21 protein-coding genes, 1 tRNA gene and 3 pseudogenes are annotated in these 26227 nt (G+C 68.3%); 17 read left to right on the plus strand and 8 right to left on the minus strand.

Annotated elements, in window-relative coordinates; translation table 11 throughout:
• The first annotated feature begins 31 nt into the window (after positions 1–31).
• The 3 genes and pseudogenes from OG878_RS38845 to OG878_RS38855 all read left to right on the plus strand — a co-directional run.
• Positions 32–1150 carry an FAD-dependent oxidoreductase gene (locus OG878_RS38845; protein ID WP_328884859.1) on the plus strand — a complete coding sequence of 373 codons (1119 nt, stop codon included), beginning with the start codon at positions 32–34 and terminating at the stop codon, positions 1148–1150.
• A 211-nt stretch (positions 1151–1361) separates the two neighbouring features.
• Positions 1362–1772 carry a RidA family protein gene (locus tag OG878_RS38850; protein ID WP_328884858.1) on the plus strand — a complete coding sequence of 137 codons (411 nt, stop codon included), beginning with the start codon at positions 1362–1364 and terminating at the stop codon, positions 1770–1772.
• 10 nt (positions 1773–1782) lie between these two features.
• A pseudogene (locus tag OG878_RS38855) lies at positions 1783–1896 on the plus strand (IS5/IS1182 family transposase); the annotation flags it as partial.
• A 59-nt stretch (positions 1897–1955) separates the two neighbouring features.
• On the opposite strand, the gene OG878_RS38860 reads toward OG878_RS38855, so the two are convergent.
• Positions 1956–2029, minus strand: a tRNA-Met gene (locus OG878_RS38860).
• 248 nt (positions 2030–2277) lie between these two features.
• On the opposite strand from OG878_RS38860, the gene OG878_RS38865 reads away from it, so the two are divergent.
• The 8 genes and pseudogenes from OG878_RS38865 to OG878_RS38900 form a co-directional block, all read left to right on the plus strand.
• Entirely contained in the window at positions 2278–2607 is a 330-nt protein-coding gene (locus tag OG878_RS38865; RefSeq protein ID WP_328884857.1) for a hypothetical protein, read from the plus strand.
• A 78-nt stretch (positions 2608–2685) separates the two neighbouring features.
• The gene (locus tag OG878_RS38870; protein WP_328884856.1) at positions 2686–2880 is read left to right on the plus strand and encodes a hypothetical protein; all 195 of its coding nucleotides are present in this window, start codon (positions 2686–2688) and stop codon (positions 2878–2880) included.
• Positions 2881–3548: 668 nt separating this feature from the next.
• A complete protein-coding gene (locus OG878_RS38875) occupies positions 3549–3848 on the plus strand; it encodes a hypothetical protein (RefSeq protein ID WP_328884855.1) in 300 nt (99 codons plus the stop codon).
• A 118-nt stretch (positions 3849–3966) separates the two neighbouring features.
• Complete coding sequence (locus OG878_RS38880) at positions 3967–6849, plus strand: ATP-binding protein (protein WP_328891078.1); 2883 nt, start codon at positions 3967–3969, stop codon at positions 6847–6849.
• Positions 6850–6980: 131 nt separating this feature from the next.
• Positions 6981–7103, plus strand: coding sequence for a hypothetical protein (locus OG878_RS38885; RefSeq protein ID WP_328884853.1), 123 nt, complete (start codon positions 6981–6983; stop codon positions 7101–7103).
• Positions 7104–7135: 32 nt separating this feature from the next.
• Complete coding sequence (locus OG878_RS38890; RefSeq protein ID WP_328884852.1) at positions 7136–11296, plus strand: carboxypeptidase regulatory-like domain-containing protein; 4161 nt, start codon at positions 7136–7138, stop codon at positions 11294–11296.
• Between the two features lie 642 nt (positions 11297–11938).
• The gene (locus tag OG878_RS38895; protein WP_328884851.1) at positions 11939–12391 is read left to right on the plus strand and encodes a MarR family winged helix-turn-helix transcriptional regulator; all 453 of its coding nucleotides are present in this window, start codon (positions 11939–11941) and stop codon (positions 12389–12391) included.
• A 177-nt stretch (positions 12392–12568) separates the two neighbouring features.
• Positions 12569–12965, plus strand: a pseudogene (locus OG878_RS38900) (carboxymuconolactone decarboxylase family protein); the annotation flags it as partial.
• Between the two features lie 343 nt (positions 12966–13308).
• Here the strand turns inward: OG878_RS38900 and tatC are convergent.
• The 5 genes from tatC to OG878_RS38925 form a co-directional block, all read right to left on the minus strand.
• Entirely contained in the window at positions 13309–14154 is an 846-nt protein-coding gene (gene tatC / locus OG878_RS38905) for a twin-arginine translocase subunit TatC (protein WP_328884850.1), read from the minus strand.
• 98 nt (positions 14155–14252) lie between these two features.
• A complete protein-coding gene (gene tatA / locus OG878_RS38910; RefSeq protein ID WP_328884849.1) occupies positions 14253–14504 on the minus strand; it encodes a Sec-independent protein translocase subunit TatA in 252 nt (83 codons plus the stop codon).
• Positions 14505–14653: 149 nt separating this feature from the next.
• Positions 14654–15085, minus strand: coding sequence for a Sec-independent protein translocase subunit TatB (locus tag OG878_RS38915; RefSeq protein ID WP_328884848.1), 432 nt, complete (start codon positions 15083–15085; stop codon positions 14654–14656).
• A gap of 365 nt (positions 15086–15450) precedes the next feature.
• On the minus strand, positions 15451–16572 hold the full coding sequence (locus OG878_RS38920) for an alpha/beta fold hydrolase (RefSeq protein ID WP_328884847.1): 1122 nt from the start codon (positions 16570–16572) through the stop codon (positions 15451–15453).
• Positions 16573–16767: 195 nt separating this feature from the next.
• Entirely contained in the window at positions 16768–17241 is a 474-nt protein-coding gene (locus OG878_RS38925; protein ID WP_328884846.1) for a VOC family protein, read from the minus strand.
• 1539 nt (positions 17242–18780) lie between these two features.
• On the opposite strand from OG878_RS38925, the gene OG878_RS38930 reads away from it, so the two are divergent.
• Positions 18781–19284 (plus strand): allene oxide cyclase barrel-like domain-containing protein, encoded by a 504-nt coding sequence (locus OG878_RS38930; protein WP_328884845.1) that lies wholly within the window; start codon positions 18781–18783, stop codon positions 19282–19284.
• Positions 19285–19870: 586 nt separating this feature from the next.
• Positions 19871–20104 carry a hypothetical protein gene (locus tag OG878_RS38935; protein ID WP_328884844.1) on the plus strand — a complete coding sequence of 78 codons (234 nt, stop codon included), beginning with the start codon at positions 19871–19873 and terminating at the stop codon, positions 20102–20104.
• 493 nt (positions 20105–20597) lie between these two features.
• Here OG878_RS38935 and OG878_RS38945 read toward each other — a convergent pair.
• A pseudogene (locus OG878_RS38945) lies at positions 20598–21397 on the minus strand (IS5 family transposase); the annotation flags it as partial.
• 308 nt (positions 21398–21705) lie between these two features.
• Complete coding sequence (locus tag OG878_RS38950) at positions 21706–22479, minus strand: alpha/beta fold hydrolase (RefSeq protein WP_328884843.1); 774 nt, start codon at positions 22477–22479, stop codon at positions 21706–21708.
• A gap of 697 nt (positions 22480–23176) precedes the next feature.
• Between OG878_RS38950 and OG878_RS38955 the strand changes: the two genes are divergently transcribed.
• The 4 genes from OG878_RS38955 to OG878_RS38970 all read left to right on the plus strand — a co-directional run bounded on the left by OG878_RS38955 (position 23177) and on the right by OG878_RS38970 (position 26223).
• Positions 23177–23626, plus strand: coding sequence for a MarR family winged helix-turn-helix transcriptional regulator (locus OG878_RS38955; protein WP_328884842.1), 450 nt, complete (start codon positions 23177–23179; stop codon positions 23624–23626).
• A 390-nt stretch (positions 23627–24016) separates the two neighbouring features.
• Positions 24017–24217 (plus strand): hypothetical protein, encoded by a 201-nt coding sequence (locus OG878_RS38960; protein ID WP_328891085.1) that lies wholly within the window; start codon positions 24017–24019, stop codon positions 24215–24217.
• A 98-nt stretch (positions 24218–24315) separates the two neighbouring features.
• Positions 24316–25119, plus strand: a complete 804-nt coding sequence (locus OG878_RS38965) for a hypothetical protein (RefSeq protein ID WP_328884841.1) — start codon at positions 24316–24318, stop codon at positions 25117–25119.
• Between the two features lie 198 nt (positions 25120–25317).
• On the plus strand, positions 25318–26223 hold the full coding sequence (locus OG878_RS38970) for an NmrA family NAD(P)-binding protein (protein WP_328884840.1): 906 nt from the start codon (positions 25318–25320) through the stop codon (positions 26221–26223).
• The last annotated feature ends 4 nt before the right edge of the window (positions 26224–26227 follow it).

A 26227-nucleotide genomic window follows, 5' to 3' on the forward strand; every position in this document is an offset into this window, starting at 1 on the left:
GCATCGTAATGAAGAAATACAGTGTATCGACATGAGACATCGCATTGCAGTGGTCGGGAGCGGTCCTGCCGGCCTTACCCTCGCCCGCGTCCTGCACCGCCATGATCACCCCGTCACCGTCCTCGAACGCGATCCCGCCCCCGACGCCCGCCCCCCGGGCGGCACGCTGGACCTGCACGAAGGGATGGGTCAACTCGCGCTGGACAAGGCGGGGCTGCTGGCGGAGTTCCAGGCGCTCTCCCGTCCCGAGGGGCAGGCCATGCGCATCCTGGACGCGGACGGGACCGTCCTGCGCGACTGGCGACCCCGTCCAGATGACCGGGCCAATCCCGAGATCGACCGCGGGCAACTCCGGGACCTGCTGCTCGGCCCTCTCGACGTCCAGTGGGGGCGGGGCGTGACGCAGGTGGTGCCGGGGACCCGGGATGGCGTACTGGTCCATTTCGCGGACGGGCGACAGGAGACATTCGACCTCGTAGTCGGCGCGGACGGCGCCTGGTCCCGGATCCGCCCGGCAGTCTCGCCGGTGACGCCGCACTACACCGGCGTCACCTCGGTCGAGACCTCCCTGGACGACGTCGACACCCGCCACCCCGACCTCGCCCGGTTGATCGGCGACGGTTCCGTGGCGGTGTACGGAGTGAACCGAGCTCTCGTCGCCCAGCGCAACAGCGGCGGCCACGTCAAGGTGTACGCCCAGTTCCGCGCGCCGCTGGACTGGCACACGAACCTGGACCCGGCCGACGTCGAGGCCGTGCGATCGAGCCTGCTGGCTCTGTTCGACGGCTGGGCCGCTCCCGTCCTCGACCTCCTCCGCCACGGCACCGCTTTCGTCCACCGCCCCCTCTACGTCCTGCCCGTGTCCCACACCTGGACCCACGTCCCCGGGGTGACGCTACTGGGCGACGCCGCCCATCTGATGCCCCCATTGGGGGCGGGCGCGAACCTCGCGATGCTGGAAGGCGCCGAACTCGCCGAGTCCATCGCCACCGGCCCTGGAGATCTGGACGAGGCCGTCCGCGCCTTCGAGGAACCGATGTGGGCACGGGCCGACAGGTGGGCGAAGATCACGATGGCCGGTCTGGAACGCCTCGTGAGCCCGGACCCCGCCGAAGCCCTCGCCCTCTTCGACCAAGTCCAGCCATCCTGACCGCCAAGCGCGAGAGCACCAGCACCAACTCGTAAGCCCGCTTCTGTGCGGCGGCCGGCCGGGGCCATCACCGTGCTGCGCGCCCGTCACCCCCGGTTCGGACGCCCTTGCTGAATTCACCGTGGGGGCGGTGAAGAAAAGGGGGGCGGGAACCGACGGGGCGTTGGGAGGATGCCCGAGCTCGACACCCGATGGGAAGGACCCGACGACTATGGCTCGTGCCGTCACATTGATCCGCTCTGCCTCTTTGTCCGACGTTGCCGAGTACGCCTACGCGGCCACGGCGCCCGCAGAGTCACGCTTGATCTTCCTCGCCGGGGCGTGTCCGCTGAACGATGACGGCTCCACGGCAGCGGTCGGGGACTATGCGGGCCAGGCAACCAAGGCCATCGAGAACATGCAGGCTGCTCTCACGGCCTCGGGTGCATCGCTCCAGGACGTCATCAGTACAAGGGTTCTCGTCGCGTCGTCCCGGCGGGAAAATCTGGTGGCGGCCTGGGAGGTGGTCCGGGACTCGTTCGCCGACCATGACGTCCCCAGCACTTTGATGGGCGTCACGGTGCTCGGCTACAAGGACCAACTCGTCGAGATCGAAGCCGTCGCCGCTGTGCTCGATGCTTGAGATCCATGGGGACCGAGGTAAGCCCGGTTCCAAGATGCATGTCCTGTCCGACGCGACCGGACCGCCCCCAAGCGTCGCACTCTCCGCGGCCGACACCCACGACGGCCAGACAGACAGGCCTCTGGGTTCGACAGGGGCCAGATGCAGTGAAGGCCCGGTATCCACCGGGCCTTCACGTTCGAGTAGCGGGGACAGGATTTGAACCTGCGACCTCTGGGTTATGAGCCCAGCGAGCTACCGAGCTGCTCCACCCCGCGTCGGTACGGTGAACTGTACGGCACCGACCCGGCTCGGCCGAATCGGCAGCCGGTCTTGCGCTGCAGCGGGGCTCAGTTGGGGTCGTGTACCGGTGTTGGCGCCCGTGTTTTGGTGGGCGGGGTGCGCATGAGGCGCCAGCCGGTGTGCGGTGCGGGCGGCGTGCTCGCGGTCGCGTTCCGAGCCCGGACAAGGAGCGCGCCGAGACCTCGATGCTCGCCCTGCACCTGCTCCCCGGCCGGCCGCGCTCGTGCATGTCAACACGCTGCTGGTCCAGCAGGTGCTCGCCGATCCGGCCTGGGCGAAGAAGCTGAGCGACGAGGACCGAAGCGGCCTGACCACACTGTTCTGGTCCAACGTCAACCCGCGACTGGCTCGCGGCCTCGCCGAGCAAGGCGCCGAGCTGAAGGTGTCCGATGTGGATGATCAAAAAAGGATGCTGGCCAAGGAACTCGGCGCGGCATGGGTTGAACCCGGAGAGGCGATCACCACCGACACCGAGATCCTCGTCCCGGCCGCGGTCGGCGGAATCCTGCACCACGATGTGGTTTCCCGACTGCGCTGTGCGGCGATCGTCTGACCGGCGAACAACCAGCTCGTCACCGACGACGTCGCGGACTCCCTTCGGCAACGGGACATACTCTGGGCGCCCGATTTCGTGGCCAACGCCGGCGGCGTGATCTATGCGCTGGCCCGCGAGGTCGAGGGCGCCGGGCACGACGAGGCGATCGACCGGGTGCACGACATCGGCGCTGCGCTCGCCGAGATTCTCACAAACGCTGATCGTGCCGGCCGGACGACGCTCGCGACCGCGACCGACCTCGCGGCCACCCGGCTGAGGACAGCACTGTGAACCTGCACGTGCCGAAAACCCCCATCCATGAGTACGCTCATGCCGGTTGACCTGCGAGGACGTAATATTCGGCACCCGCAGAGTTACCGTCCTTCGCACGAAGGCCACGCTGGGTACGAGGAGTTGGGGATCCCCGCGTGACATGGGCGGTCACGCGCCTGTCCGGAATGCGCGAGGCCCCTCAGCAGACCCTGACAGTCTGGAGTGGTCCTTCCGGAATGTCGTCCTTCGGGCCAGGCCGAATCAGGTCGAGATCGTGGCGTTCGCAGGTGAGGGTGATCGCACAGTCAGCAGGAGTCGACGGCGCACGGGTACCTGAGCAGCCACGAGTTGGTCATGCAGCCACATGACCGATACAACCCCGGGCCCGGGTGCGTGATCGACGCATGAACCCCCGGGTGGTGGCGGAGGGCGCCCGACAACGTATGTGCTCCTGCGTTTCACCTCACCCGAGGGGTCTCCGTGCGCAGCGTTCCCATTTCCCGGCCAGGGCCGATCGCGCCTTCCGCGGTCGCCGCTCTGACGACAGGGGTCATACCGGCCACCGCCGCGGTAGCGGCGGACACCGGTCTCATGCCGTTTGCCGGCGTCGTTCACCAGCCGGCAGGGAGCGGTGGCACGCGCAGCGTCACCCTGATCACCGGTGACAAGGTCACGATCGGCACCGCTTGGTGGGCACCACGTTGACGGCCTCCGAAGGTTTGGCCACCGTCCGCACCCGCTCTGTCGAACTCGAAGCGTCCGTCGGCGTCCGGGGCCACACCCTCGCCCCCGAGGACGTGCCCGGCAGCTGGATATGGCTGATCACCGCCATCTCCTCGGTCCGCGCCGGTTACCGCCGGGGCGGTTACCGGTACTCCACTGCCGGCGTCCGAACCCGTACCGACACATGCCTGTCGACCGGGCAGGGCCAAGCCGCAGCGCTACTCACGCCCGTCCGCCCGGTCGGCGTGACGTCGGCCGCCTGACAGACCCGGAACGACTTCCGTGGACCAGCTGCGTGCCAAGAAACCCCAGTACACCGGGACAGCCGGCGAGTTGCTGCCCATCCGCCTGCCGAACCCTTGGAAGCGTTACGTGAGATCCGTGACCGAACCGGCGACATCCGCGGTATGCCGCCGCCCCCGCTTTGTCGGGCGCGATGCGGAACTGAGGCGTGTGACGGACGCGTTGCGGCGACTGCCCGCCCTTGTCCTGGTGGAGGGCGAGGCGGGCATCGGCAAGAGCCGCCTGGTGCGGGAGGCCTTGGCGGCGGTCGCCACCGGGGGTATGCGCACGCTGGTGGCGGTGTGCCCGCCGTTCCGGGAGGGCATGCCCCTCGGTCCGATCGTCGATGCCGCCCGGCAGGCCGCACCGAGCGGCACCGATGTGGCAGTCCTCGGACTGTCGGCGTTGGCCGGTACGCTGCGGCCGCTGTTCCCGGAATGGGCGCACGGCCTGCCGTCCGCGCCGGAGCCGCTGGCCGATGCCGGCGCCGCCCGGCACCGGCTGATCCGGGCCTTCGCCGAACTCCTGGACCGTCTCGGAATCGACGTCCTGGTCGTCGAGGACGTGCACTGGGCGGACGAGGCGACGCTGGAGTTCCTGCTGTTCCTGGCCTCCCGGCAGCCGTTCCCGCTCACTCTGGTGATGACCTGCCGGCCCGAGGAGGTGGCCGCCGACTCCCTGCTGCTGCGCCTGTCCTCCCGGGTACCGACGAGTGCGGGGATCAGCCACGCACGCGTCGGCCTGGGTGGACTCGCGGTGTCGGACACCGCGGAACTCGTGTCGTCGATGCTGGACGACGAACACGTCTCCACCGCCTTCGCCACATTCCTGCACGACCGGACCGAGGGCGTGCCGCTCGCGCTGGAGGAGTGCGTCCGGCTGCTGCGGGACCGGGCCGACCTGGTCCGGCGGGACGGCGAATGGATGCGGCGCACCCTCGACGAGATCGCCGTGCCACCGACTATCCGGGACGCCGTCACCGAGCGGGTGGCCCGGCTCGGGGCCGACGCCCGGCGGGTGCTGCTGGCGGCTGCCGTCCTGAGCGATCCGGCGGACGAGAGAACGCTGGGGACGGTCAGTGGTCTGACCGAGATCGGGAGCGGCCAGGAGGCGAACCCCGAGGGGCGGACAGGCCGTCCGGCAGGTTCCGCCATCGCGCCGGCTCAGGGGTCCGCCGCCACGGTGGTCGAATCAGCCGTCTCCGACGCGGTACGCAGTGGCCTGCTGGCCGAGGACGACTCCGGTTCGGGCCATATCGCGTTCCGGCACACGCTCGCCGCCCGGACGGTGTACGACCGGGCGCCGGCGTCCGAACGGCGCGCCGCCCACCGCCGCGCCGCCGCGCTGCTGGAGACCGCCCGGCCCCGGCCCGTCGGCCGGCTCGCCCGTCACTTCCGGCAGGCCGGCGAGATCGCGCGGTGGTGCGAGTACGCCGAGCAGGCGGCGGACATCGCCCTCGCGTCCGGTGACCACGTCACCGCCCTCACCTTTCTGCACGAATTGATCAACGAATCGGGGCTGCCCGCGGAAGCGGTCGCCCCATTGGTGCGGAAGATGCCGTTCCAGGCGTTCACCGGCTACACCCGGCGTGCGGATGTCCTGGCCACGTTGCGCGCCGTCCTCGAAACGGACCGGCTCAGCGCGCGCGACCGCGCCGAAGTGCGCGGCCAGCTCGCCCAGATCCTCATCCAGCTCGGTGAGTACGCGGCTGCGGCAGCGGAGTTGGAGCCGGCGATACCCGACCTCGTCGGCGGGACGTACGCCGGCGCCTGGGCGATGACCGCGCTCGGATATCCGGTGCTGAGCGGAACATGGCCGGCCACGACCCATCTGCGCTGGCTGGAGCGGGCTCGACGGTTCACCGCCGGTGCGACGCTCTCCCCGCACGAACGGCTGTCCCTGCTGGTCAATCGTACGGCCGCGCTGCTCGAACTCGGCGAGGAATCGGGCTGGGTGCTTGCCGGGGAACTGGGCGACGACGAGTCGACACCGCAGCTGGCCCTCCAACGCGGCCGAGCCGAACTGAACATCGGCGACGCGGCGATTCGGTGGGGACGGTACGCAGAGGCCCGGCGGCGGCTGACGAGCGCCGTCGATGTCGCGGGGCGGCACGGGTACCAGTTGCTCGCGGACCTGGCAGGGGTGACGCTCCTCCACCTCGACTACCTGACCGGCACGTGGCAGGGCCTGGCCGAGCGGGCCGGGCAGTGGTCGGACGTGGCCGAAGAGCCCTTGTGCCGGCTGCAGGCCCTGCTGGTGGTGGCCCAGGTGAAACTGGCGACGACTGGCGCGGACGAGGATGTCGAAGCTCTGCTGCGGACGGTGCGCGAGGAGGGCGAACGGCGCGGCGCCATCAGCCTGTGGCTGGAACCCGCCGCGGCACAGGCACGACTCAGGCTCGCCGCGGGTGACACCGAGGAGGCACTCGCACTGACCGAGGACCCCATACGGCTGGTCATGCGCAAGGGCATCTGGTTCATGGCGACGGATGTCGCACCCGCGCGAGTGACCGCTCTGACAGCGGCCGGGCGGCATGCGGAGGCCGAACGCCTCGTGACTGCGTTCCAGGACGGGCTGAGCGGGCGGCGCGCGCCCGCTGCGCATGCGGGGCTGGAGGAGTGCCGGGCTGCGCTCGCCGAGGGCCGGGGAGAGTTCGAAGCGGCGGCGCGGGCCTGGGGCGACGCGGCCCAGGCCTGGTCGCAGCTGCCGAGGCCGTATGCAGCGGCACGGGCACAGGAGGGCGTCGAGCGCTGCACGCCAGCCGCGCGGGGCGGGCGGCGCGGATACGGGAACCAGCTGTCACCGCGGGAGTTGGAGGTGGTACGGCTGATGCTGCAAGGCCTGACGAACCGTCAGATAGCTGTCGAGCTGTCGAGGTCGCCCAGCACCGTCACGGCGCAGTTGAAGTCGGCCATGCGCAAGTACGGGGTGACGTCCAGAACGGCGTTGGCCGTGAACGTGACGCAAGCGCGGAGCGTCTGAACGGCACGGACTCGTTCGTGCACGTCCACGCATTCTTTAGCCCATTTGGCCAATCGCTCGTGTCCGCTCACCAGACCCATACTCGCAGGCGCACGGCGTTCATCCGGGGGCGCAGCAACTGAGGGTTGTTCATGAGTGATGTCAAGGACATGAGTTCGTCCGAGCACGAACTTCACGGCGATCAGAACGAGCTGGAGGGCTCGGACGACGAGGACGCCGAACGCGAGGAGCCCTCCGGCTACGAACCGCTCTGACCCCGCCCCACCCCGACTGAAGGATTGTTTTCATGACAAGACGTGGGCGCTTGCGCGCTCCTGTTTCGTTCCTCATAGCCGCATGCCTCGGCATGTTCGCCGCGGCCCAGGTTCCCGCCATCGCGGCCGATCCGGCGGCCGGGGCCCGGAAACCCACCGCCGCCGTCCCGGCGGAGGTGGCACGGCAGGCAGAAAAGGCCGCTACTGCGGCCCGGCAGGACAACAAGCCCTCGCCGTCGAAAATCGCGGGCCTGGTTCACCGCTACGCGCCCGCCGACTGCAACACCCCGACGCCGAAGAAGCACACCGCGAGCTGCCAGGCGTTGGTGCGGACGACATCCGACCAGCGCGTCATGGTCAGAGCGGCCGGCCCACCGTCCACGGCCTTGACTCCCACGGACATCCAGTCCGCCTACCACCTTCCGGCCACTGGCCAGGGCCAGACCGTCGCGATCGTGGACGCCTATGGCTACGCCGACGCGGAGGCCGATCTCGGCAAGTACCGCGAACAGTTCGGACTGCCCGCGTGCACCACGGAGAACGGGTGCTTCCGCAAGGTCGACCAGCGAGGCGGCGTCAACTACCCGTCGGACGACCAGGGATGGTCGCTGGAGACCGCTCTCGACCTCGACGCGGTCTCGTCGGCCTGCCCCGCCTGCCACATCCTGCTGGTCCAGGGGGACAGTGCGAGCGTGGGTGACCTGGGTACCGCCGTCAATACCGCGGTGGAGCTCGGCGCCAAGTTCGTGTCCAACTCCTACGGTCTGGCGGACGCCAATGCGTCCGACCTGAGCGGCGCCGACTACGACCATCCCGGTGTGGTGGTCACCGCATCTTCCGGCGACACCGGCAACGAGGTCATCTGGCCGTCCTCCGACCCGAATGTCGTCGCCACCGGCGGTACGCTGCTGACCCGTGCCCCCGGCACCGCACGTGGCTGGACGGAGAGCGCCTGGTCCGGCGCCGGCAGCGGCTGCTCCACCTTCGAGCCGCAGCCGGACTACCAGAGCGGATCGGCGACGAACTGTCCCCGCAGAGCCACCGCAGACATCTCCGCGGTCGCCGACCCGCAAAGCGGCCTGGCGGTGTACAACTCGCTCAACGACGGCTGGCTCCAGGTGGGCGGCACGAGCCTGTCCTCGCCGCTGATCGCCGCGATGTACGCACTGGCGGGAACCCCGGCCGCGGGCACGTACCCGGTGCGCTCCCCCTACGCCCACCAGACCAAGGGCCTCTTCGACATCACCGAGGGCGTCAACGGCGCCTGCGGCGACGTGCTGTGCGAGGCCGGACCCGGCTGGGACGGGCCCACCGGACTCGGCACACCGGACGGCGTCTCCGCCCTCGTCCCGGCTCCGACCGGGGTCGTGAACGGCCGCGTCACGGACCGGACGACCGGTACGCCGCTCGCCGGGGCGACCGTCACGCTGACGGACAAGGCCGACCAGTTCCTGTCTCACGCCAAGACGGACAGCGCAGGCACCTACCGCGTCACCGTCCCAGCAGGCACCTACGACGTGTCGGCGTCGCTCTTCGGCTACGGGACCGGCACCCGCAGCGGCATCGCCGTGACCGCCGACCACACCGCCACCGCGGACTTGGCGCTGGCGAAGACACCGAACCGCAAGGTCACAGGCAAGGTGACCGACGGGTCCGGGCACGGCTGGCCGCTCTACGCCAAGATCACCATCGACGGCTACCCGAATGGGCCGGTGTACACCGACCCGAAGACCGGCGCCTACTCGGTGGACCTGCCCGAACAGGCCGACTACACGATTCACCTCACGCCGGTCTATCCCGGATACAAGTCGTCCGACTCCACCATCAAGATCGGTACGGGCGACGTACAGCGCAACGTCTCCGTGGCCGCGGACCTCGAGCAGTGCACCGCGCCCGGATTCGCCTATCCCGCACAAGCCTCCTTCGAGGGCTGGACCACGGATCCGAAGTACGGGTGGACCGTCACCAACAAGGACCCCTCCGCACTCGGCTGGCAGTTCGACGGGTCGTGGAACGTCATCGGCGACGCGGGCTTCGCGGTCGCCAACCCGTTCGGCAACGGCGGCAAGGCGCAGGACACGGCTCTGATCTCGCCGCCGTTCGACCTGACCGGGCAGAAGAATGCCGACCTGCGGTTCAATGTGGGTTCCTTGCTGCCGGCGGGCTCCGAGGCGGACGTGTCCGTCACCACCGACGGCGGCGCAACCTGGACGCGGGTGTACAAGGGCGAGGCCGAATTCTTCGGACACGTCGAGGTCCCGCTCACCCAGGCACTGGGCCACCGCAATGTCCAGGTCCGCTTCCACTTCAGCGGCGACGGCCAGTCGATCTTCGAGGTGTCCAGTGTGTCGGTCGGCCAGTGCCGGACGCTCGGCGGCGGGCTGATCCAGGGGAGCGTCAGCGAGGCCAACACTCATCAGCCGGTCAACGGCGCCACTGTCAAGAACACCTCCGCCGACGCCGTGGACATGTACCCCACCGCAGTCAGCACCGCCACCCCGAACGACCCCAACCTGTCTGACGGCTTCTACTGGCTGTACAGCTCGAAGGCTGGGCAGAACACGCTCACCACGACCGCTCCGCGGTACGTGACGGACAAGGCGACCGTCACCGCCTCCGACACGGTGCACACCTACAGCCCCGCGCTGCAGGCCGGACGGTTGAAGGTCGAGCCCGGCAAGGTGTCGCTGAACACCGCGCTGGGCGGCAAGGCGAGCCAGGACATCACGCTCACCAACACCGGACACGCGCCGCTCAGGGTCACGGTGGTCGAGCAGAACGCCCCTGCGTCCGACGCCGCCACGAAGCCGGCCCCGGCCGACGGGTCGTGGCAGACGCTGCCCGACTACCCCGAGCCGGTCAGGGGCAGTGTCGTCGGTTCATACCGGGGCAAGACGTACTCGGTGGGTGGAATGGACAAGTTTTGGGGAGGGCGCGTACTCAGCCACGGTTACGTGTACGAACAGGCCGCCGAGTCCTGGTCGCGGATCGCCGACCTGCCGCAGCCGCGGAACTCCGCCACAGGCGCGTTCGTGAACGGCACGCTGTACGTGGCCGGCGGCTTCGGCTACGACGCGAGCGGGGCCGTCGGATGGACATCCACCACCTACGCGTACCACCCGGACAGCGACAGCTGGTCACGGGTCGCGGATCTCCCGCAGGCACTGGCTGACGCCGCCGTCGCGGTACTGGACGGCAAGCTGTACGTGATCGGAGGAGTCCCGGCCGACGGGTCATCGAGTTCGACCGTTTACCGCTACGACCCGGCTCGTAACACCTGGAGCCGGATCGCCGACTATCCGGTCGCCATGAGCGCCGGCGGATGCGGTGGGATCGACGGCGGCATCGTGTGCGCGGGCGGCCTGAACGATTCGGACGGGCTCGTCACTGCCTTGGCGAACACGTACATCTACCACCCGAAGACCGACACCTGGACGCGGGCCACCGACATGCCGCACACCCAGCTCCGCGCGACGTACAGCTCCGCCAACGGTCAACTCCAGGTCGTCGGGGGAGTGGACGTTCCCCCGTTCGGCGTGGCGGCGACGACCCACCGGGCCATGCAGTACGACCCGGTGGCCAATGTCTGGACCGGCCTGCCCGGCGCACCCGAAGCGGTCGCCGATGCCGGGCGTGGCACCGGCTGCGGGCTTTCCCGGATCGGCGGGACAGCTGACGCATTCGGGATATCCACCACCACCGGCGCCGCGATGCTGACCGGGTTCGACCAGTGCGGCGGCGACGATGTGAGCTGGCTGTCGGAGAACAGGACGACGGTGAACCTGGCACCCGGCCGCTCGACGCGGATCCGGGTCACCGCAGACGCCAAGGCCCTCGCGGCCCCCGGCGGATACGCGGCCGGACTCTCCATGATCACCGACTCGCCGTACGTGTACCGGCCCGTCCCGGTCACCCTGAAGGCGACCGCCCCCGCCTCCTGGGCGGAGATCTCCGGCAAGGTCACCGACGCGGCCACCGGCAAGATCCTCCCCGGAGCGACGGTTTCCCTGTCACACGCGGGCAAGCACCTCATCACGGTCACGACCGACAGCCGCGGCGTGTACGACGTGTGGCTGAAGGCGACCGCGCCGGCCATCACCGTCAGCGATGACGGATACGGCAAGCGCAGCAAGAAGGTGAGCATGAAGCGCGGCAGCCTGACGAAGGCCGACTTCGCCCTGTCGGCCAGCTGAGCGCCGACGCACTCAGGGGATGCTCCCGCCGGAGACTTCCGGCGGGAGCATCCCCGTACGCGTTCTGAACCTCGGTGGGCGCGCCTCTGGCTTCCGGGAGGTGGCTCCGGCGATGCAGGGCACCGCGCGGGGCGCGGAAGCCGTTCGAGCCATCGGGTTCGGCACCGTGGCCGCCCGTTCTTCGATCATCTCTTCGGGAGGATTCGCTTCGGCAGCTCGCCGAACCGGGCGCGGCGCACCGTTTCGGCAGGGTCGGGGCTCTCCGGTGCAGGTTGCATTGCATCGTCTCCTCAGCAGTTTGGTGACGGCTCCCGGTCGGTTGTGGGCCGACATGGCCGGCGCGGGCCGGGGTGCGCCGCGAAGCCGTGCTTGTGCGGCCGGGTCTGGCCCCGGCCGGAGCGGGTCAGCCCAGGTAGAAGCCCCTGCGGGCGGCCACGTCCAATGGGGGAGTGCGAGGCTCGCGGGAGGGGTCAGGGGGGGCATGCATCCACGCCGCGATTGGGAGCATATGCTCGCATTTATCTGTTGGCAAGAGTGGGTGGCTCGGAGTGGACCCGTCGGCCCGCCGTCGACGGCGGGCGACTCTGTCGCATCTAGGAGTACCTGCTCGTATCATGGGTGGGCGAAGCTCTGGAGGAGACAATGACCACTGCGCCGACGGATCCCGGCGACTCGTGCAACAACCTGGCCCTGCGCAAGGCGGCCCGGTACATCGGTGCGACTTACGACAAGGCCCTGGCCCCCGTCGGTCTGCGTGCGACGCAGCTCAGCATCCTGCAGAAGCTGAGTGTGCACGGAGAAATGACGATCACCGGCCTCGCCGACGTGATCGCCATGGACCGCACGACGATGGCCTCCAACCTCAAGCCGCTTGCCCGCGAGGGTCTGGTGACCGTCGAATCATCGGCAGCCGACCGCCGTGCACGGATCGCCGCCATCACGCCGGACGGCCTCACCCGACTGAAGACGGCGCTACCACTATGGAATGCCGTGCAGGCCCAGTTCGAGGAGAACTTCGGCGCCGACGAGGCAGCCCATCTGCGCGCGCACCTCGAAGCCGTCCTTCACACCGGATTCGAGCCCTGGGCCGAGTAGGACACGACGCTTCTGGCGTTCCCGAGGGCTGACGCCGGTCGCCCTGACGTCACCGAAGTGCCCGTGAACACGCCGGGCGCGACGTACCCCTGCCCGCTTGACGCGGCTGCTTCCCTGGAGCGGGCGCATGAGGGAGTCGTCGAGGGTGTGTGAGATCGGGTGTCGGCGGCAGGGCGGGCAGGCAAGATCATCACGGAGTCGACTCTGTCGGCCGCGACGCAGGAACTGGTGAAGATCCGGGCCGGCCAGATCAACGGCTGTGGCTTCTGCACCGACATGCACACCAGGGACGCCATGCGCGTCGGGGAGACCTCGGTACGTCTCAACCTGATCGCGACCTGGGGTGAGGCCATGGTGTTCACCGAGGCCGAGCGGGCGGCCTTGGAACTGGCGGAACAGGGCACGCGCGTACGCGGCCGGTGGCGTCACCCACGAGGCCTGGGCGAACGCGGCCAACCACTACGACGAGGACCAGTTGGCCAGGTTGGTGTCCCTCATCGCCCTGATCAACGCTTACAACCGCATGAACGTCATCATTCAGCGGCCGGTCCGGCTTCGACGCCTCCATCGTTGACTTTCCGGTCGGCGGCGGCCACGGCATCACGCCCTGCAGCGCGGCCTTCGCTTCCTTCTTCCTCAACCCCATCCACACTCGATTACGGAGTCGATCCGAATGCCCAGGGCAAGGTCCGCCGTTGCGCAGGTCTCGCGGTCACGCCCTCGGTACCCGGCGCCCCGGAACCGGCGTGTCACCACGAACAAGTGCGCCGTGGCGTTCTACGACCGCTCGCGTAACAAAGCGGGATCTGGCACGACGTATGCACTGCGGCAACGCCGTCAATCTGCGGGCCTCCCGGGCCCGTCGCAAGCAACTTCCTTGACCGCCGGCGGCGGGCCGCTCCTTGAGAGGGGGCTCGTCAGGGTCGGCTGACGGAGATGTCGTCGGGGGCGTCGAGGGGGGCCGGGGTGAGGTCGATGGGGGATGCCTCGGTGTCCGGGCTTCCGCCTGGCCCGGTGATGCCGGTGCGCTGCCGGCGGCGGTCGTTGCACCAGGAGATCGCGCATGCCGCCAGGTACAGCAGGCTGATGGGGGTGGCGAGCAGCAGCATGCTGAGCGGGTCGGTGCTGGGGGTGGCGAGCGCCGCGAAGGCGACGATGCCCATGAGCATGCCGCGCCACCAGCCGGCCATCCGGCGTGCGCTGATCAGGCCGCCGAGGTTCAGCAGCACGAGGAGGACGGGGAGTTCGAAGGAGAGTCCGAAGACGAGGACCATGCGGGTGGCCAGGTCGAGGAAGTCGTCGACGGGCAGGAGGTTGGTGGCGTTGTCCGGGGTGAAGGAGATCAGCACCCGTGTCGTGGTCGGCAGACTCCAGTACGCCACGGCGGCGCCCGACAGGAACAGGGGGATGCCCGCCCCGAGAAAGGCCAGGGTGTATTTCTTCTCGTTGCGGTGCAGTCCTGGTGCGACGAAAGCCCACAGCTGGTACAGCCACAGAGGGCTCGCGGCGACGACCCCGACGGTGATCGATACCTTCAGCGCGAGGGTGAAGGGTGACAGAAGGCCGTTGAGGGAGATCACGCCGCAGCGGCCCGCGTCGTCCGCGCCGGCCGGTTGGCCCGGAGCGCAGCCGGGCAGGGGATCGATGAGGAATCCGATCAGCTGCTTGTAGAACAGAGCCGCAACGACGGTGATGAGCAGGATCGCTCCGACGGCCTTGAGCAGGCGGTTGCGCAGCTCGCGCAGGTGCTCCCCCAGGGACATAGGCGCGGCGTCATGTGCTGGTTGGATCGGCATGGGCGGTCCCGGTCCCTTCAAGTGCGGCACCAGCCGCGCGGGTGCCGGTCGGTGGCTTCGGCGTTTCAGCGCCGGTGGGAGGTGTATGCCTCCGGGGCCGTGTGCCGGCTCTCGGACGCGAGCTGGTGGGCTGCGGTGGCGTGAGCGGTCGGGGGTTCGTCCGCGTCGTCCTTCTGCATGGCCTTGGTCTCGCTCTTGAGGATCCGCAGCGACTGCCCGAAGGAGCGGGCCATATCGGGGAGCCGCTTGGCGCCGAACAGGAGCACGACGACGAGGAGGATGAGGATGATCTCGGGTGCTCCGAGCCTTCCGAACATGGGCGTTTCCTTTCCGAGGGTCTGAAGGCGCAGGGGCGGTGCTCCTGCGCGGTGGCCTGGCTGCGGGCGGATGCGGCAGCCAGGCGCTGCGTGCCGGTCGGTGTGTTGACGGGCCGGGCCGACGGCGAGGCGGCTGTGGTCCTTCCCGATTACGGGCCGTTCTTGTCGAGGCTGTAGCGCCCCTCGCCGGTGGCTTCCCGAGGCCGGTGGCCGGTGGCCGCGGCAAGCGGGCCGGGTGCGGCGCCCTTTCCGAGGCCCTTTGAGGTGTTGGTCCCGGCGGGGTCGAGCGGTTCGTCCCCGAGGCCGAGGTCGGCGGTCAGGTCGCCCAGACCCAGGCTCTGGTCACCCAGCAGGTTCTTGGCCACGAAGGTCTTCGGGTTGAGGTCCTCGAGATTCAGGTCCTTGAGCTCGGCGGGGAGTTCGTCGCGAATGCTCGCCTGAGCGCTCTGCGAGAGCTCGCGGAGTTTACGCAGGGCCCGCACGGTGTCGGACACCATCTTGGGGAGCTTGTCGGGCCCGACCAGAATGACGGCGAGCACGATCAGCGTCACAACTTCGAGTGGGCCGATGTCGGAAAACATCCATGCCTCCCGTTGGGGATAGTGAAGGCTCCGCCGCTCCTGAACAGGAGGCGAACCGTGGCGCGTCAGTCGTCCGAAAGGGAGCCTGCCGAAGGCAGGCCGGCCGCACGACGGCGTGCGGCTCCCCGGGGGCTGACCACCCCGCGTACGACTACGCAAGATCGTTCGCTCCGGTCCTGTCCGCCGGGACACCCGGCGGACAGGACGACCTCGGTCGAGAGCCCCTGCGGTGGGATCAGCGCAGGAGCCGGGCGGATATACCGGGCTCTTCGGTGAGGAGCTCCGGCTGCTCGAAGGCGGCGACGCTGCCGCCCGGTCGAGCGCGTTCCGTCACGCCCGGGCGGGCCCGGACGTCTGGCCGTCCGCTAGCGGGACGGGCCGGCGGTGCGGCGGTACGGGGCCAGGAAGCCCGTCAGTTCCGACAGCAACTTCCTGGGGGCCTGCTCGGCGACCCAGTGGCCTGCACCGGGAATGACCACCTGCTGCACGTCGTTCGCGAGGGGAACCATCGCCTTCCCGACCAGGTCACCCCAGCTTTCCGATCCGCCGATCGCCAGGACGGGCATCGTCAGCTTGTTCTCGGCGCGTGTCGCGTTCTGCGTGGTGGTGGCGTCCCACGCGCGGTAGAGACCGAAGCTGCCGCGCAGGGTTTCGGGGTCGGAGAAGAGACGGAAGTAGTACTCGCGCGCGTAGCCGGGCAGCTTCTGTCCGCCCTGGATGTCGAACTCGTAGCCGAAGAAGATCTCTTCCCGCCCGCTGACGAGCTGCTCGGTCAGCTGGTGGTCGACCCGGTTGAAGGGGATGTGCCAGAGCCTGTTGTTGTGCGCCTCGTCGATGAACAGCGGCGGCGAGGCCTCCAGCGTCGGGGGCCCGGGGACTTCCAGGAGGGCCACGCGGGCGACACGCTCTGGATGATCCGCCGCCAGCGCGTAACTGATGATCAGGCCGGTGTCGTGGCCGGCCACGGCGAACCGCTGGTGGCCGAGCGCGTCCATGAGTGCGATCAGGTCGTTGGCGAGGGTGCGGGTGTCGTACCCGTCGTGGGGTTTGTCGGTCAGTCCGATGCCACGCTGGTCGACGGCGATGACCGTGTGGTTGCGGGCCAGTTCGGGCATGAGCAGGCGCCACGCGTACCAGTTCTGCGGCCAGCCGTGCACCAGCAGCAGCGGCGGACCTTCGCCTCCGGTGACCACGTGCTGGCGCAGTCCGCCGGCGTGGACGAACCGGCTGGTGAACGTCTTGGCGAACCCGGCAGGCAGCCCCGGAGCCGTGGAGACCGAACCGAAACCCCTCGGCCTGCGCATGACGGGAGAGGCGGTGGCGGACGGCGTCAATCCGCCCACCAGCGAGATACCGGCTGCGGCAGCAGCAGAAGCAGCCGCGCCGCCGACGAAGCCGCGTCGGGACAGCCCGCGCCGGGCACGGTGTGACACCGGCTTTGATCCGGGGCCTTCCTGCGCGGGCGGCTCCATGGGAGACATGGTCATGAAAATTTTCCTTTCGAACGTTGCTTGAGCGTCAGGGCGCAGCCAGAACCCTCGAGGCTAAGGAGCATATACTCGTATTTGTGCCGGCTTCGGGATCCGACTGATGGTGCGCCGGGGCTGTGTTCAGGGGGTGATCGGGGCCGGCCGCCCTGCTGGCTGGTCGTCGCCTGTCATCCCCGGGTGACTGACGAGGTGTCAGCGGCCGGGGAACCGCTGCGTGATCTCCTGGAGCACCCAGCCGTTGCCGTCCGGGTCGCTGAAGGTGGCGAAGGAGCCGTAGGAGGCGCGGTCGGGGTGCGGGCCGGCAAGCCGGCCTTGGCCCTCGACCCGGTGGGTGACCTCTCCGGCCTCGTGGCTGTGGTAGAGCAGTCCTGCGGCGTCGTGGAAGACCTCGCTCACCTCGATGCCGCGACCGACGAGTTCCGCGCGGGCCTCCTCGATGTCGGAGACGGCGAGGTACAGGCCCTGGGCCGAGCCGGGTGCGGCGGAGGTGATCCCTGTGCCGAACATGATCGAGCACGCGGAGCCGGGCGGCGTGAAGTGCACCGCGCGCCAGTTCTCGCTGGCGGCCTTGTCGAGGTCCAGGCGGAATCCCATCTGCTCGTAGAAGGCCTTGGCTCGATCGACGTCGGAGACAGGCAGCATGGTGACTTCGAGCTTCATGTACATGTAGGGGTCCTTCTCTCTTGATGTCGGTGAATCTCACACCTGCGAGTCACCGGTCCATGGGGGCTGGGGGCGGCGGAGCGGTACGAGTTGCCCACCGGCTCGGGGATTGTGATCCGGGGGGGGTGGACGATGTCCGCCCCCGGTGTTCGGGAAACCGTGACCAGGGCGTACGCCCCGCGTGGCGCGGTGGCTCTTCCGGTCGATCCCATCGGACCACGGCGATGGATGCGTTCGCTGTCGCCGGCGCGGATGCGGCCTGGTCGCGAAGCGCTTGTCCACTCGCGAGCGAATTGCCCAGTCGTCGAAGCCCTTGAGCGGTGCTTCCTGAGCGATTCCCGCGCCGTCACAGTTAGGACCGTAAGTCATTAGCTCGCAACGTGCAACCTTCTGTGGAGAGAGGTTCGCGGCAAGCAGTTCGACGACGAACCGGTCCAAGGCGCCTCGCCGCTGTGCGGGAAGCGGGTGCCGTCACCGGGCCGGACGGCAAGGGGGCGCCGCTCTTTGCCCCCGCCCCCGCATCGAACGGCCGGCCGAAGCGATCCGCCGCCGGCCCGCGTCACCGGTACGGCGGCAGTCGCGGGCAGCCGCTTCCCCGGCACGTCGGCGAGCGAGCTGAGGGAACCGGCGCCCCGGCGACCGGAGGCGCCGCACCTACGGCCGGCGGTGCGCGCTTGCGGCCACGAGCGCGGCCCGGAAGGTGGGACGGCTTGCCAGTTCGGGGTGACCGCGTTCACCCCGCCGTCCAGCTCGGCGCCCCCGCATCTCCGTCGTCGGTCGTGGCCGCCCGGCGATGCGACGGGACGGGATGGCGGTCACCGGGCCTGTCGCCCCACCAGGCGGAGTGGGTACGTCGTGCCGCTCCTGGTCCTCGCGACAGGCGGGATGGTCACTTGTTCCCACCACGGCCGCGCGCCCCCGGATGCGGCCGTGCCCGGGACCGCTCTGCGGCGCACTGAAGATGCCCTGAGTCTGGTGTTCGGCGGGGTTGCCGTGGCAGGAGGCTGATGCCGCGTTCGGCGTGGAGTGCCGCGCGTGGGCGGTCGTTTGTCGATGCCGAGGTGCTGGATCCCGGCGATGGCGAGGTCGAGTTGTTCGGCGAGGTCCCGGTTGGTCCGTCGCGGGCGGGTGTGGCCCCCCGGCGATGAACTGGGGGCCATGGTGGGCGTCGCCCCAGGCCTGCCTCTTGCCGTTTCGATAATGAGAGCATGTGCTCCTATCGTCTCTATCGGTAAGCCCGGTCATGGCGACGTGGCCCCGATGCAGACGGATCTCGCCGACACGTGCAACAGCCTGGCGCTGCGCAAGGTCTGCACCAGCAAAAGCATGGCTCGGCACCCGGGGCAGTCACCACCTGATCATACGTCACCGCCTTGGCAGGTGACGTAGGTTGTGTGAGTGCCGAAATGCCACCCCGACAGGGGTTGTTCACAAGTCGATCGGAGCAGGCGTCGGCCCCGCGTATCCGGGCCGAGGTTCTACACCCTTCTGCCGCCACCGAATCGACACATCACGGAACGGAGCGGCAAGTTGCCGACTAAATTGAAGATCAACAAGCTGCGTTACCTGAGTGCAGCCGCCGGCATCGCCACTGTCGTCGCCGGTGGCGTCGCCATCGCCCCGCTGGCGTCGGCCGACACATCGACTTCCATCAGTGCGCACGTCGTTGACCAGCGCGCGAAAACTTTCGAGCTGGTCGGCAAACAGACCTCGCTCGAAGACCTCGATCTGGGCCGGGCGGGAATCAGCCCGGGTGACCAGCGCGTCATCCATGAAGACCTCTACCGCGACGGCGAGAAGGTCGGCGATCACAGTGTCGTCTGCACCTATACCCACGTCGATCCGGCCGTGCTCCAGTGTCTGGGCACCTTCTCTCTGCCTGAAGGGCAGTTCGCCGCGCAGGCGCTGCTCCACCTGCCCGCCCCGTCCTACGTCGACGTCGGCATCACCGGCGGATCAGGCGACTACCGCAACGCCCGGGGCTTTGTTCGCACCGTTCCCGCCGGTGACACCGAGAGGCACTTCACCGTCCACCTGAAGCGCTGACGGTTGGCTGCCGTACGCCCTCGCCGCCACGGCCGGCCCACTAGAGGTACGGGACTCCGACAGCAACCCGCCCGTCCCCTCACCCCTGGCCCTGGCCGAGGAAGAGAAGGCGGAATCCGAGCACGGCCGCGGCCTCCTCATCGTGGAAGCCCTGTGCACCGCGTGGAACAGCACTCCCAACGGCCGGGGTAAGACGGTCGCACTGGACCTGCCCATCCCTCATGCCTGAAGCAGGGTGCACCGGGCGGGCTGGCGAGGCACCTGCGGTGATCCCCCCGGTGCATGAGGTGCCGGGTGGCTGCACAGGTGAAACCGAAGAACGATTGTTGGCCAGCGTTGGCAGCAGTTCTGGCCTGACGTGCCTGGGGATGTTGGTCAGAACTGGGCACGGCTGGAGGTTCAGACATCGATTCGACGCATCCACCCTGGGAGGTCTGAGCGCGTGAAGGGATTGTTGAGCGTGCGCTCAAGGACGCGTTCGTCTGCGAGCGGTTGAGTCGGCCTGGAGCGCGGTTCCGATGTTGCCACCGGCCCGTTTCTCCAGGCTGCTCTCCGAACCCGGCGTACCTTGGCGGCCTCCGACGGGATGGACGCCCCGAGAGGAGTGAGGCTCAAGGTCGAGACCTCGTACGACGACGGAAAGAGCTGGACCGAAGCCACCACGGTACGGAAGGCCAGCGGTTTCACCGCCACCGTCGAACGGCCGTCACGTGTGCATGGCGACACCTATGTGACGCTGCGTGTGACCGCGACCGACGCGGCCGGGAACAGCGTCCAGCAGACGGTGGACCGGGCCTACCTGCACCGCGGCGTGGCCTGAGAGGCAGAGCAACGGCAACGCGGACAGGTTCAGCCGTTCTCCGGCGGGTGTCAGAGGCCCGAGCCTCTGGCACCCGCCGCACAAGCGGAGGCCCCCGCGCCGGCCAGGCCTCACGCAATCGCTGGAGCATCAGTCCCCAGAGTGACCAACTCACCATTGCTGGATGCTCTGTGCACTCATGCCCGCTTCTTACTCCATGCTCGACCGGCAGCCCGACCGCCCGATCCGTTGATACCCCCTTCACCAACCGAACCCCGGTGCCTCCGACTGGGGCGACATCGCGCCGGGCATGGGCAAGGCCGCAGTCCCTCGGTCGGGAACGCATCACGAGCAAACAGCGTCGGTACGGCGATCGGGAGGTGCCGGCCGCGATCGTGTTCGTCGCGAGGTCGGACTGCACGTGTCAGCAGCATCCCACCGCGCCGTACGAGCAGTCCGGGGCCACGGCACACCGTCGGTTCACCACATGGACTAACTGATCGTTTCGGAATGCGGTTCGGAGTCGTCTCAAGCAGATGATGCTGCAGGCGAGTTGGAGCAGTCCGAGGTGGAGGTCGGCGCTTATCTCGTAGCGGATGCGGAGTCGTTTGAACTGGTGGAGCCAGGCAAAGGTGCGCTCGACGACCCATCGGGTCTTGCCCAGGCCGGAGCCGTGCGGGGTGCCACGGCGGGCGATCTTGGACGTGATCCCACGAGCACGGACGAGACGGCGGTATTTGTCGAAGTCGTAGCCGCGGTCGGCGAACAACCGCCGGGGCCGGTGGCGTGGCCGGCCGCGCAGGCCACGAATGTGCGGTATGGCGTCCAGCAGCGGCATGAGCTGGGTGACGTCGTGACGGTTTCCGCTGGTCAGAGAGACGGCGAGCGGGGTTCCGTGCCGGTCGACGATCAGGTGGTGCTTGCTGCCGGGCCGGGCCCGGTCAACCGGCGAAGGTCCGGTGTGAGCCCCCCTTTGAGCGCCCGGACATGCGAGCCGTCGATCGCGGCGTCGTCCATCTCCAGAAGGCCTTCTTCACGTAGCTCCGCCAGCAGGACCTCGTGCAGGCGGGGCCACACTCCGGCCTCGGTCCAGTCCCGCAGACGCCGCCAGGCCGTCACCCCGCTGCAGCCGACCCGCTCCGCGGGGACGTCCCGCCAGCTCACGCTCTTGCACAGCACGTAAACAATGCCTCGCAGAGCAGCACGGTCATCCACCGGCAACCGCCCGGGATGCCGATGCCGACGAGGCGGACGAGGAGGCAGCAGCGGGGCTATGCGTTCCCACAGGTCATCAGGCACAAGGTCAGCAGACACCCAACAGATCCTGCCGACACAACACCCAACTTCCAAGCCACTACACCGATTTCATTCCGAAACGATCAGTAAGGCCCAGAGTGTGGAGGACGTCCGGGTGTTCTCGAACCAGCCAAGTCATCAACACGACTGCTACCAGGAGGACATGGGCATGTGCCGCTTCCTCAACGTGACCGACAGCATGGAAATCGAGGACGGCGGTCCGGCCACCGCCTGACCACCCGGGCCGCCTGCCACGGCAGGCGGCCCCCACCCCACCCGCCCAGCCCCGAAACTCCGCGGAGCACGACATGACCGACACCCTGAGGCTACCCACGATTGCCTATCGGCGTGTCCTGGAACTGGTGGCAGCGCGGTAGGAGGCCAGGAACGGGATGAGTGCTGCCAGCAGATCCTGAGGGGCTTCTTCGGCGACCCAGTGGCCACTGCCGGGGATGACCAGAGGCTGTACGTCGTCGGCTGCGAGCTTCATTGTGTTCGCGACCCCCCTCTCCGACACTTTCGGCTCCGCCGATCGCGAGAACGGGGATGGTCAGGTGTCGCTTCACCCGGTCGGCGTTCTGGGTGAACGTGGTGTCGAGGTCGCGGTACCAGCCGAAACTGCCGCTCAGGGCGTTGCGGTGCGAGGTGAGGGATTCGATGTAGTAGCGAATGGCGTAAGCGGGCAGCTTGCGCGCGGCTTTCATGTCGAGCTGCCAGCCGAAGTAGATGTCTTCCCGGCCTGCCACTAGACGTTCGTTGACGTCGTTGAGCCGGTTGAAGGGGAAGTGCCAGAGCATGTTGTTGGCCTGGGCCGGGCCGAGCAGGGGCGGTGAAGCTGTCACACCGGGGATGACGGCCTCTGCCACGGCGAGGCGGTCGACCCGGTCGCGGTGGTCGGCTGCGAGCGCGTAGGCGATCGGCATGCCGGTGTCGTGGCCGACGACGGCGAACCGTTCGTGGCCCAGGGCGTCCATCAGTGCGGCCAGATCGCCTGCGAGCGTGGCGGTGTCGTAGCCGTCGCGGGGCTTGTCGGTCAGTCCGATACCACGCTGGTCGACGGCGATGACCGTGTATTGCCGTGCGAGCACCGGCATGATCATGCGCCAGGCGTACCAGTTCTGAGGCCAGCCGTGTATCAGGAGCAGGGGAGGCCCGTCACCGCCGATGACGGCGTGCTGACGTATTCCGCCGGCGTGTATGAGCTGGCTGGTGAATGTCTGCCGAAACCCTGCGGGGAGCCACGGGACGCCGGATACCGAGCCGAATAGCTTCGGTGTCTGCCGGGGAGTGGCCGCGGCGGGCAGCGCTGCAACTCCGGTGAGTGCGGCACCAGCGGCGACCGCGGCCGCGCCGCCGACAAAGGCGCGGCGGGAGACCCGGGGTGAGGGCTGGCCCTCATGCGACGGCGGCATCGCGCCAGGGTCTGCCTGGTCGTGCGATTCGAATGACGACGGGTTCATGCTGGTTCCTTTCGTGGAGTTGCTCAGGTTCAGCAGCGCAGCGCTCAGGCCCAGCGCTCGGATCGGTGTTGCTGCGCGGAAGCCGCGTAGTGCTCCGACGCCGGTATGGGTGGACCACGCGGGTTGTCAGCTGCGCGCGTGAGCTCCTCTGCAGGCCCGGCGGCTGTTGGTACGGGCGTCGAGGCGACACCCCCCGACAGATTGCGAGCATATGCGCGTATTGCTGAAGGGGTAAGGACTGGCCGCCTGAGAGGCACTCCGCCTCTGCGGTGCGCGGGCGCAACCTTGCACTTAAGAGTAGTTGCTCGTATAGTGCGGATGAGCTCTGGAGGAGACGATGAATGCTGTGGCGTCGAAGGCTGATGAGTGCAACAACCTCGCGCTGCGAAAGGCATCGAGGTATCTCGGCGCGACCTACGACAAGGCGTTGGCACCGCTGGGCCTGCGGGCCACGCAGTTCAGCATCCTGCAGCAGCTCAGCGTGCACGAAGAAATGACGATCAGCGGTCTCGCCGACGTGATCGCCATGGACCGTACGACGATGGCGTCCAACCTCAAGCCGCTCGCGCGTGAGGGGCTGGTCACCATTGAGACGGCGGCCGCCGATCGCCGAGCGCGGAGTGTGATGATCACACCGGAAGGTCTGGCGCGGATGAAGGCGGCGCTTCCCTATTGGGAGGGCGTGCAAGCCGAGTTCGAGGAAAAGTTCGGCGCTGAGCCGGCGGCTCGGATGCGCACTCTTCTCGAGAATGTCCTCGGCACTGGCTTCGATCCCTGGGCCGAGTGAGTGTTTGCGGCCGCCTGGGGACGAGCACTGCTGGTTGGGCGGCACCCGTGCGGAATGTGGACGCCCTGTTCGGTGCGTAGCGCCACCGGATCGTAACCATTGGCAAAGTGCCTCGTCCGTGCTGGTGTCCGGATCACGCACCGTGTTACCTGCATCCAGATAGCAGCATTGAATGACGGCCTGCGTAGGTGGCTGAGCACCCCGCGAGCGGGGAATAGTCGGGGCCGCCGTTGCTGCTCGTGCTGACACCTCCGCTCTGAGTGCCACGGAGAATGTGCCGCAGATCGACTGGCTCAACCGCCCTGTGGACGTGACCGGACCTGTTGAATCGTCCGCGCCACCCGGCTCTTCTGGCAGGCGTCGAGCGCGGGTGAGTAGTGGCGCCGGCTCCTGCGACCTGCACTCCTGGACCGCTTCGGACGGCCCGGCCTGGCACGGCAATTCTTCCTTGATCCTGCGATGCATGGGCTGGTTGTCGACTGGAGTTACTGGGCGCGCCACGTTGCCGGCCATCTGCGGGTGGCCGGGCTCGTCAGCGAACTGCGGCTCGAAACCTTGGATCCTCCCGCTGTGCTGGGCCGGCTCCAGTAGCTCGGCCGCAGATCATGGCGGCGCGCAGATGATGACTCGTGGCTCCAGCCATGAACGGCCACGTCTACCCACCCTTGCCGCAAAGCAGTTAGGAGCATATGCTCCTAACTGTGGGTTCGCGGTCGTCTGCTGTCGGCCGCGGGCGCGCGGCCCCGGTCATTGCGATAATCGAAGGAATGTTCGATATGTGTGATCTCGTTACAGTTGCCACTGAGGCGCATGGAGGCCTAGCACGCTTCAACCAGTTCAGCTCAGCGACCGCGCATCTCCGCGTCGGAGGTTCGCTGTGGGGGCTGAAGGGGCAGGAGGGGATTCTGAGTCATACGGCTGTCTCGCTCGACCTGTACCGGCAGAGCGTCAGCCACTTTCCCTTTACCGCGCCCCACCTGCGGACCTCCTTTACCCCGCAGCGAGTGGCCGTCGAGACCTACGCGGGGGAGGTGGCGGCCGAGCGATTCGACCCTCGTGCTTCGTTCCCGGCTGACGTGCGTGCTGCGTGGGACGATCTGCACGTTGCCTACTTCGCCGGTTATGCAATGTGGACGTACCTCACGGCTCCGTTCACGTTCACCAGGCCGGGATTCAGGGCTGTGGAACTGTCTCCTGTCACAGAGCAGGGACAGAAGTGGAGGCGCCTGAAGGTCACTTTCCCCGACCACATCGCGACGCACAGCCAGGAGCAGGTCTTCTACTTCGACCCGGATGGGTTGCTGCGCAGGCATGATTACACGCCTGAGGTCATCAACGCCGGACTTGCCGCACACTACGTCGGTGAGTACAGGAAGTTTGACGGGATCATGATTCCGACCCGGCGGCGCGTCTACCGGCGCGGAGAGAACGGCACTGTGTTCCGGGACGTGGAACTCGTCGCTATCGACATCGAGAGCGTCCTGTTCATCTGACTCACCCCACGGCGCTGCGTGTGCGGCGCGCTTCCGCTCGCATATGGCCCGACCGGCAAGGTCTTCGGACGAAGCGACCGAGCCGCAGCCCGACTGCGGCCGCGGCACAGCGGCACCGCACATCCCCCCGCCCGAAGGCACGCGCCCGGCGCCGGGACGAAATTCCTCAAGAGACCGAACGCGCAAGGAGACGAATCAATGGTGACGAGCAAGCCTGTCCTCATGACTGGCGTAGGCGGTGTGGGCCGGCTGGTGCTTGAGCAGCTGCGTGCACTGGGCATACCGGTGCGGGCGATGGTGCGCCGCGACGACGACCGCGCGCAAGCGTTGCGATCGTTCGGCGCTGAGGTCGTGGTCGGCGACCTGACGCGCCCGGAAACCGTGGCAGCTGCTCTGGAGGGCGTGGACAGGATGTACTTCGCGATGCCTGTGTCGCCCGACCACCTCCTTGCGGCAACGGTGGTGGCGACTGCGGCCCGTGAGTACGGGCGGCTCGACGCCCTGGTCGGCATGTCCCAGATGACGGTGTCCCAGATGACTGCGACCAGCACCGATGAGTCCCACCAGCAGCGGCTCCACTGGCTGGCGGAACAGGTATTCGACTGGTCGGGGCTCCCCCTGGTGCACGTCCGACCGACGTCCTTCCTGGACAATCCGCTGTTCACGTCACTCGCAGCGCGCACGATCCAGGCGAACGGCACGATCGCGTTGCCGTTCGGAGCCGGGCGTACATCGCCGGTCGCCGTGGACGACGTCGCCCGAGTGGTCACCGCGGTGCTCCGCGAACCGAGCCGGCATGTCGGTCAGACCTACGAGCTAACCGGACCCCGCTCGGTTGACATGAACGAGATGGCGGCGGAATTCTCCCGAGCTCTGGGACGCCCTGTGTCGTACGTGGACGTGCCGCTGGAGCAGTGGCATACCGAGGGGCTGGCAAAGATGGGTCTGCCGGCGCACATTGAGTCGCATATCGTCACCATGGCGCGTCTGCATCAGCAGAACCGCTACGACCGTACATCCGACGACGTCGAGCGCGTGACGGGTGTCTTGCCGCAGACGATCGAGGCCTTCGTATCCGCCCGCAGGGATCTCTACCTGGGCTGATGCG

This window comes from Streptomyces sp. NBC_00316 (assembly GCF_036158715.1).
GTDB lineage: Bacteria > Actinomycetota > Actinomycetes > Streptomycetales > Streptomycetaceae > Streptomyces.

Coding starts and splice junctions, on each gene's coding strand:
- tatA (WP_328884849.1), bottom strand. CDS start 14,504: ATGTTCGGAAGGCTCGGAGCACCCGAGATCATCCTCATCCTCCTCGTC.
- OG878_RS38955 (WP_328884842.1), top strand. CDS start 23,177: ATGAATGCTGTGGCGTCGAAGGCTGATGAGTGCAACAACCTCGCGCTG.
- OG878_RS38970 (WP_328884840.1), top strand. CDS start 25,318: ATGGTGACGAGCAAGCCTGTCCTCATGACTGGCGTAGGCGGTGTGGGC.
- OG878_RS38915 (WP_328884848.1), bottom strand. CDS start 15,085: ATGTTTTCCGACATCGGCCCACTCGAAGTTGTGACGCTGATCGTGCTC.
- OG878_RS38935 (WP_328884844.1), top strand. CDS start 19,871: ATGGACGCCCCGAGAGGAGTGAGGCTCAAGGTCGAGACCTCGTACGAC.
- OG878_RS38850 (WP_328884858.1), top strand. CDS start 1,362: ATGGCTCGTGCCGTCACATTGATCCGCTCTGCCTCTTTGTCCGACGTT.
- OG878_RS38950 (WP_328884843.1), bottom strand. CDS start 22,479: ATGATCATGCCGGTGCTCGCACGGCAATACACGGTCATCGCCGTCGAC.
- OG878_RS38920 (WP_328884847.1), bottom strand. CDS start 16,572: ATGACCATGTCTCCCATGGAGCCGCCCGCGCAGGAAGGCCCCGGATCA.
- OG878_RS38885 (WP_328884853.1), top strand. CDS start 6,981: ATGAGTGATGTCAAGGACATGAGTTCGTCCGAGCACGAACTTCACGGC.
- OG878_RS38890 (WP_328884852.1), top strand. CDS start 7,136: ATGACAAGACGTGGGCGCTTGCGCGCTCCTGTTTCGTTCCTCATAGCC.
- tatC (WP_328884850.1), bottom strand. CDS start 14,154: ATGTCCCTGGGGGAGCACCTGCGCGAGCTGCGCAACCGCCTGCTCAAG.
- OG878_RS38965 (WP_328884841.1), top strand. CDS start 24,316: ATGCTCCTAACTGTGGGTTCGCGGTCGTCTGCTGTCGGCCGCGGGCGC.
- OG878_RS38895 (WP_328884851.1), top strand. CDS start 11,939: ATGACCACTGCGCCGACGGATCCCGGCGACTCGTGCAACAACCTGGCC.
- OG878_RS38925 (WP_328884846.1), bottom strand. CDS start 17,241: ATGTACATGAAGCTCGAAGTCACCATGCTGCCTGTCTCCGACGTCGAT.
- OG878_RS38845 (WP_328884859.1), top strand. CDS start 32: ATGAGACATCGCATTGCAGTGGTCGGGAGCGGTCCTGCCGGCCTTACC.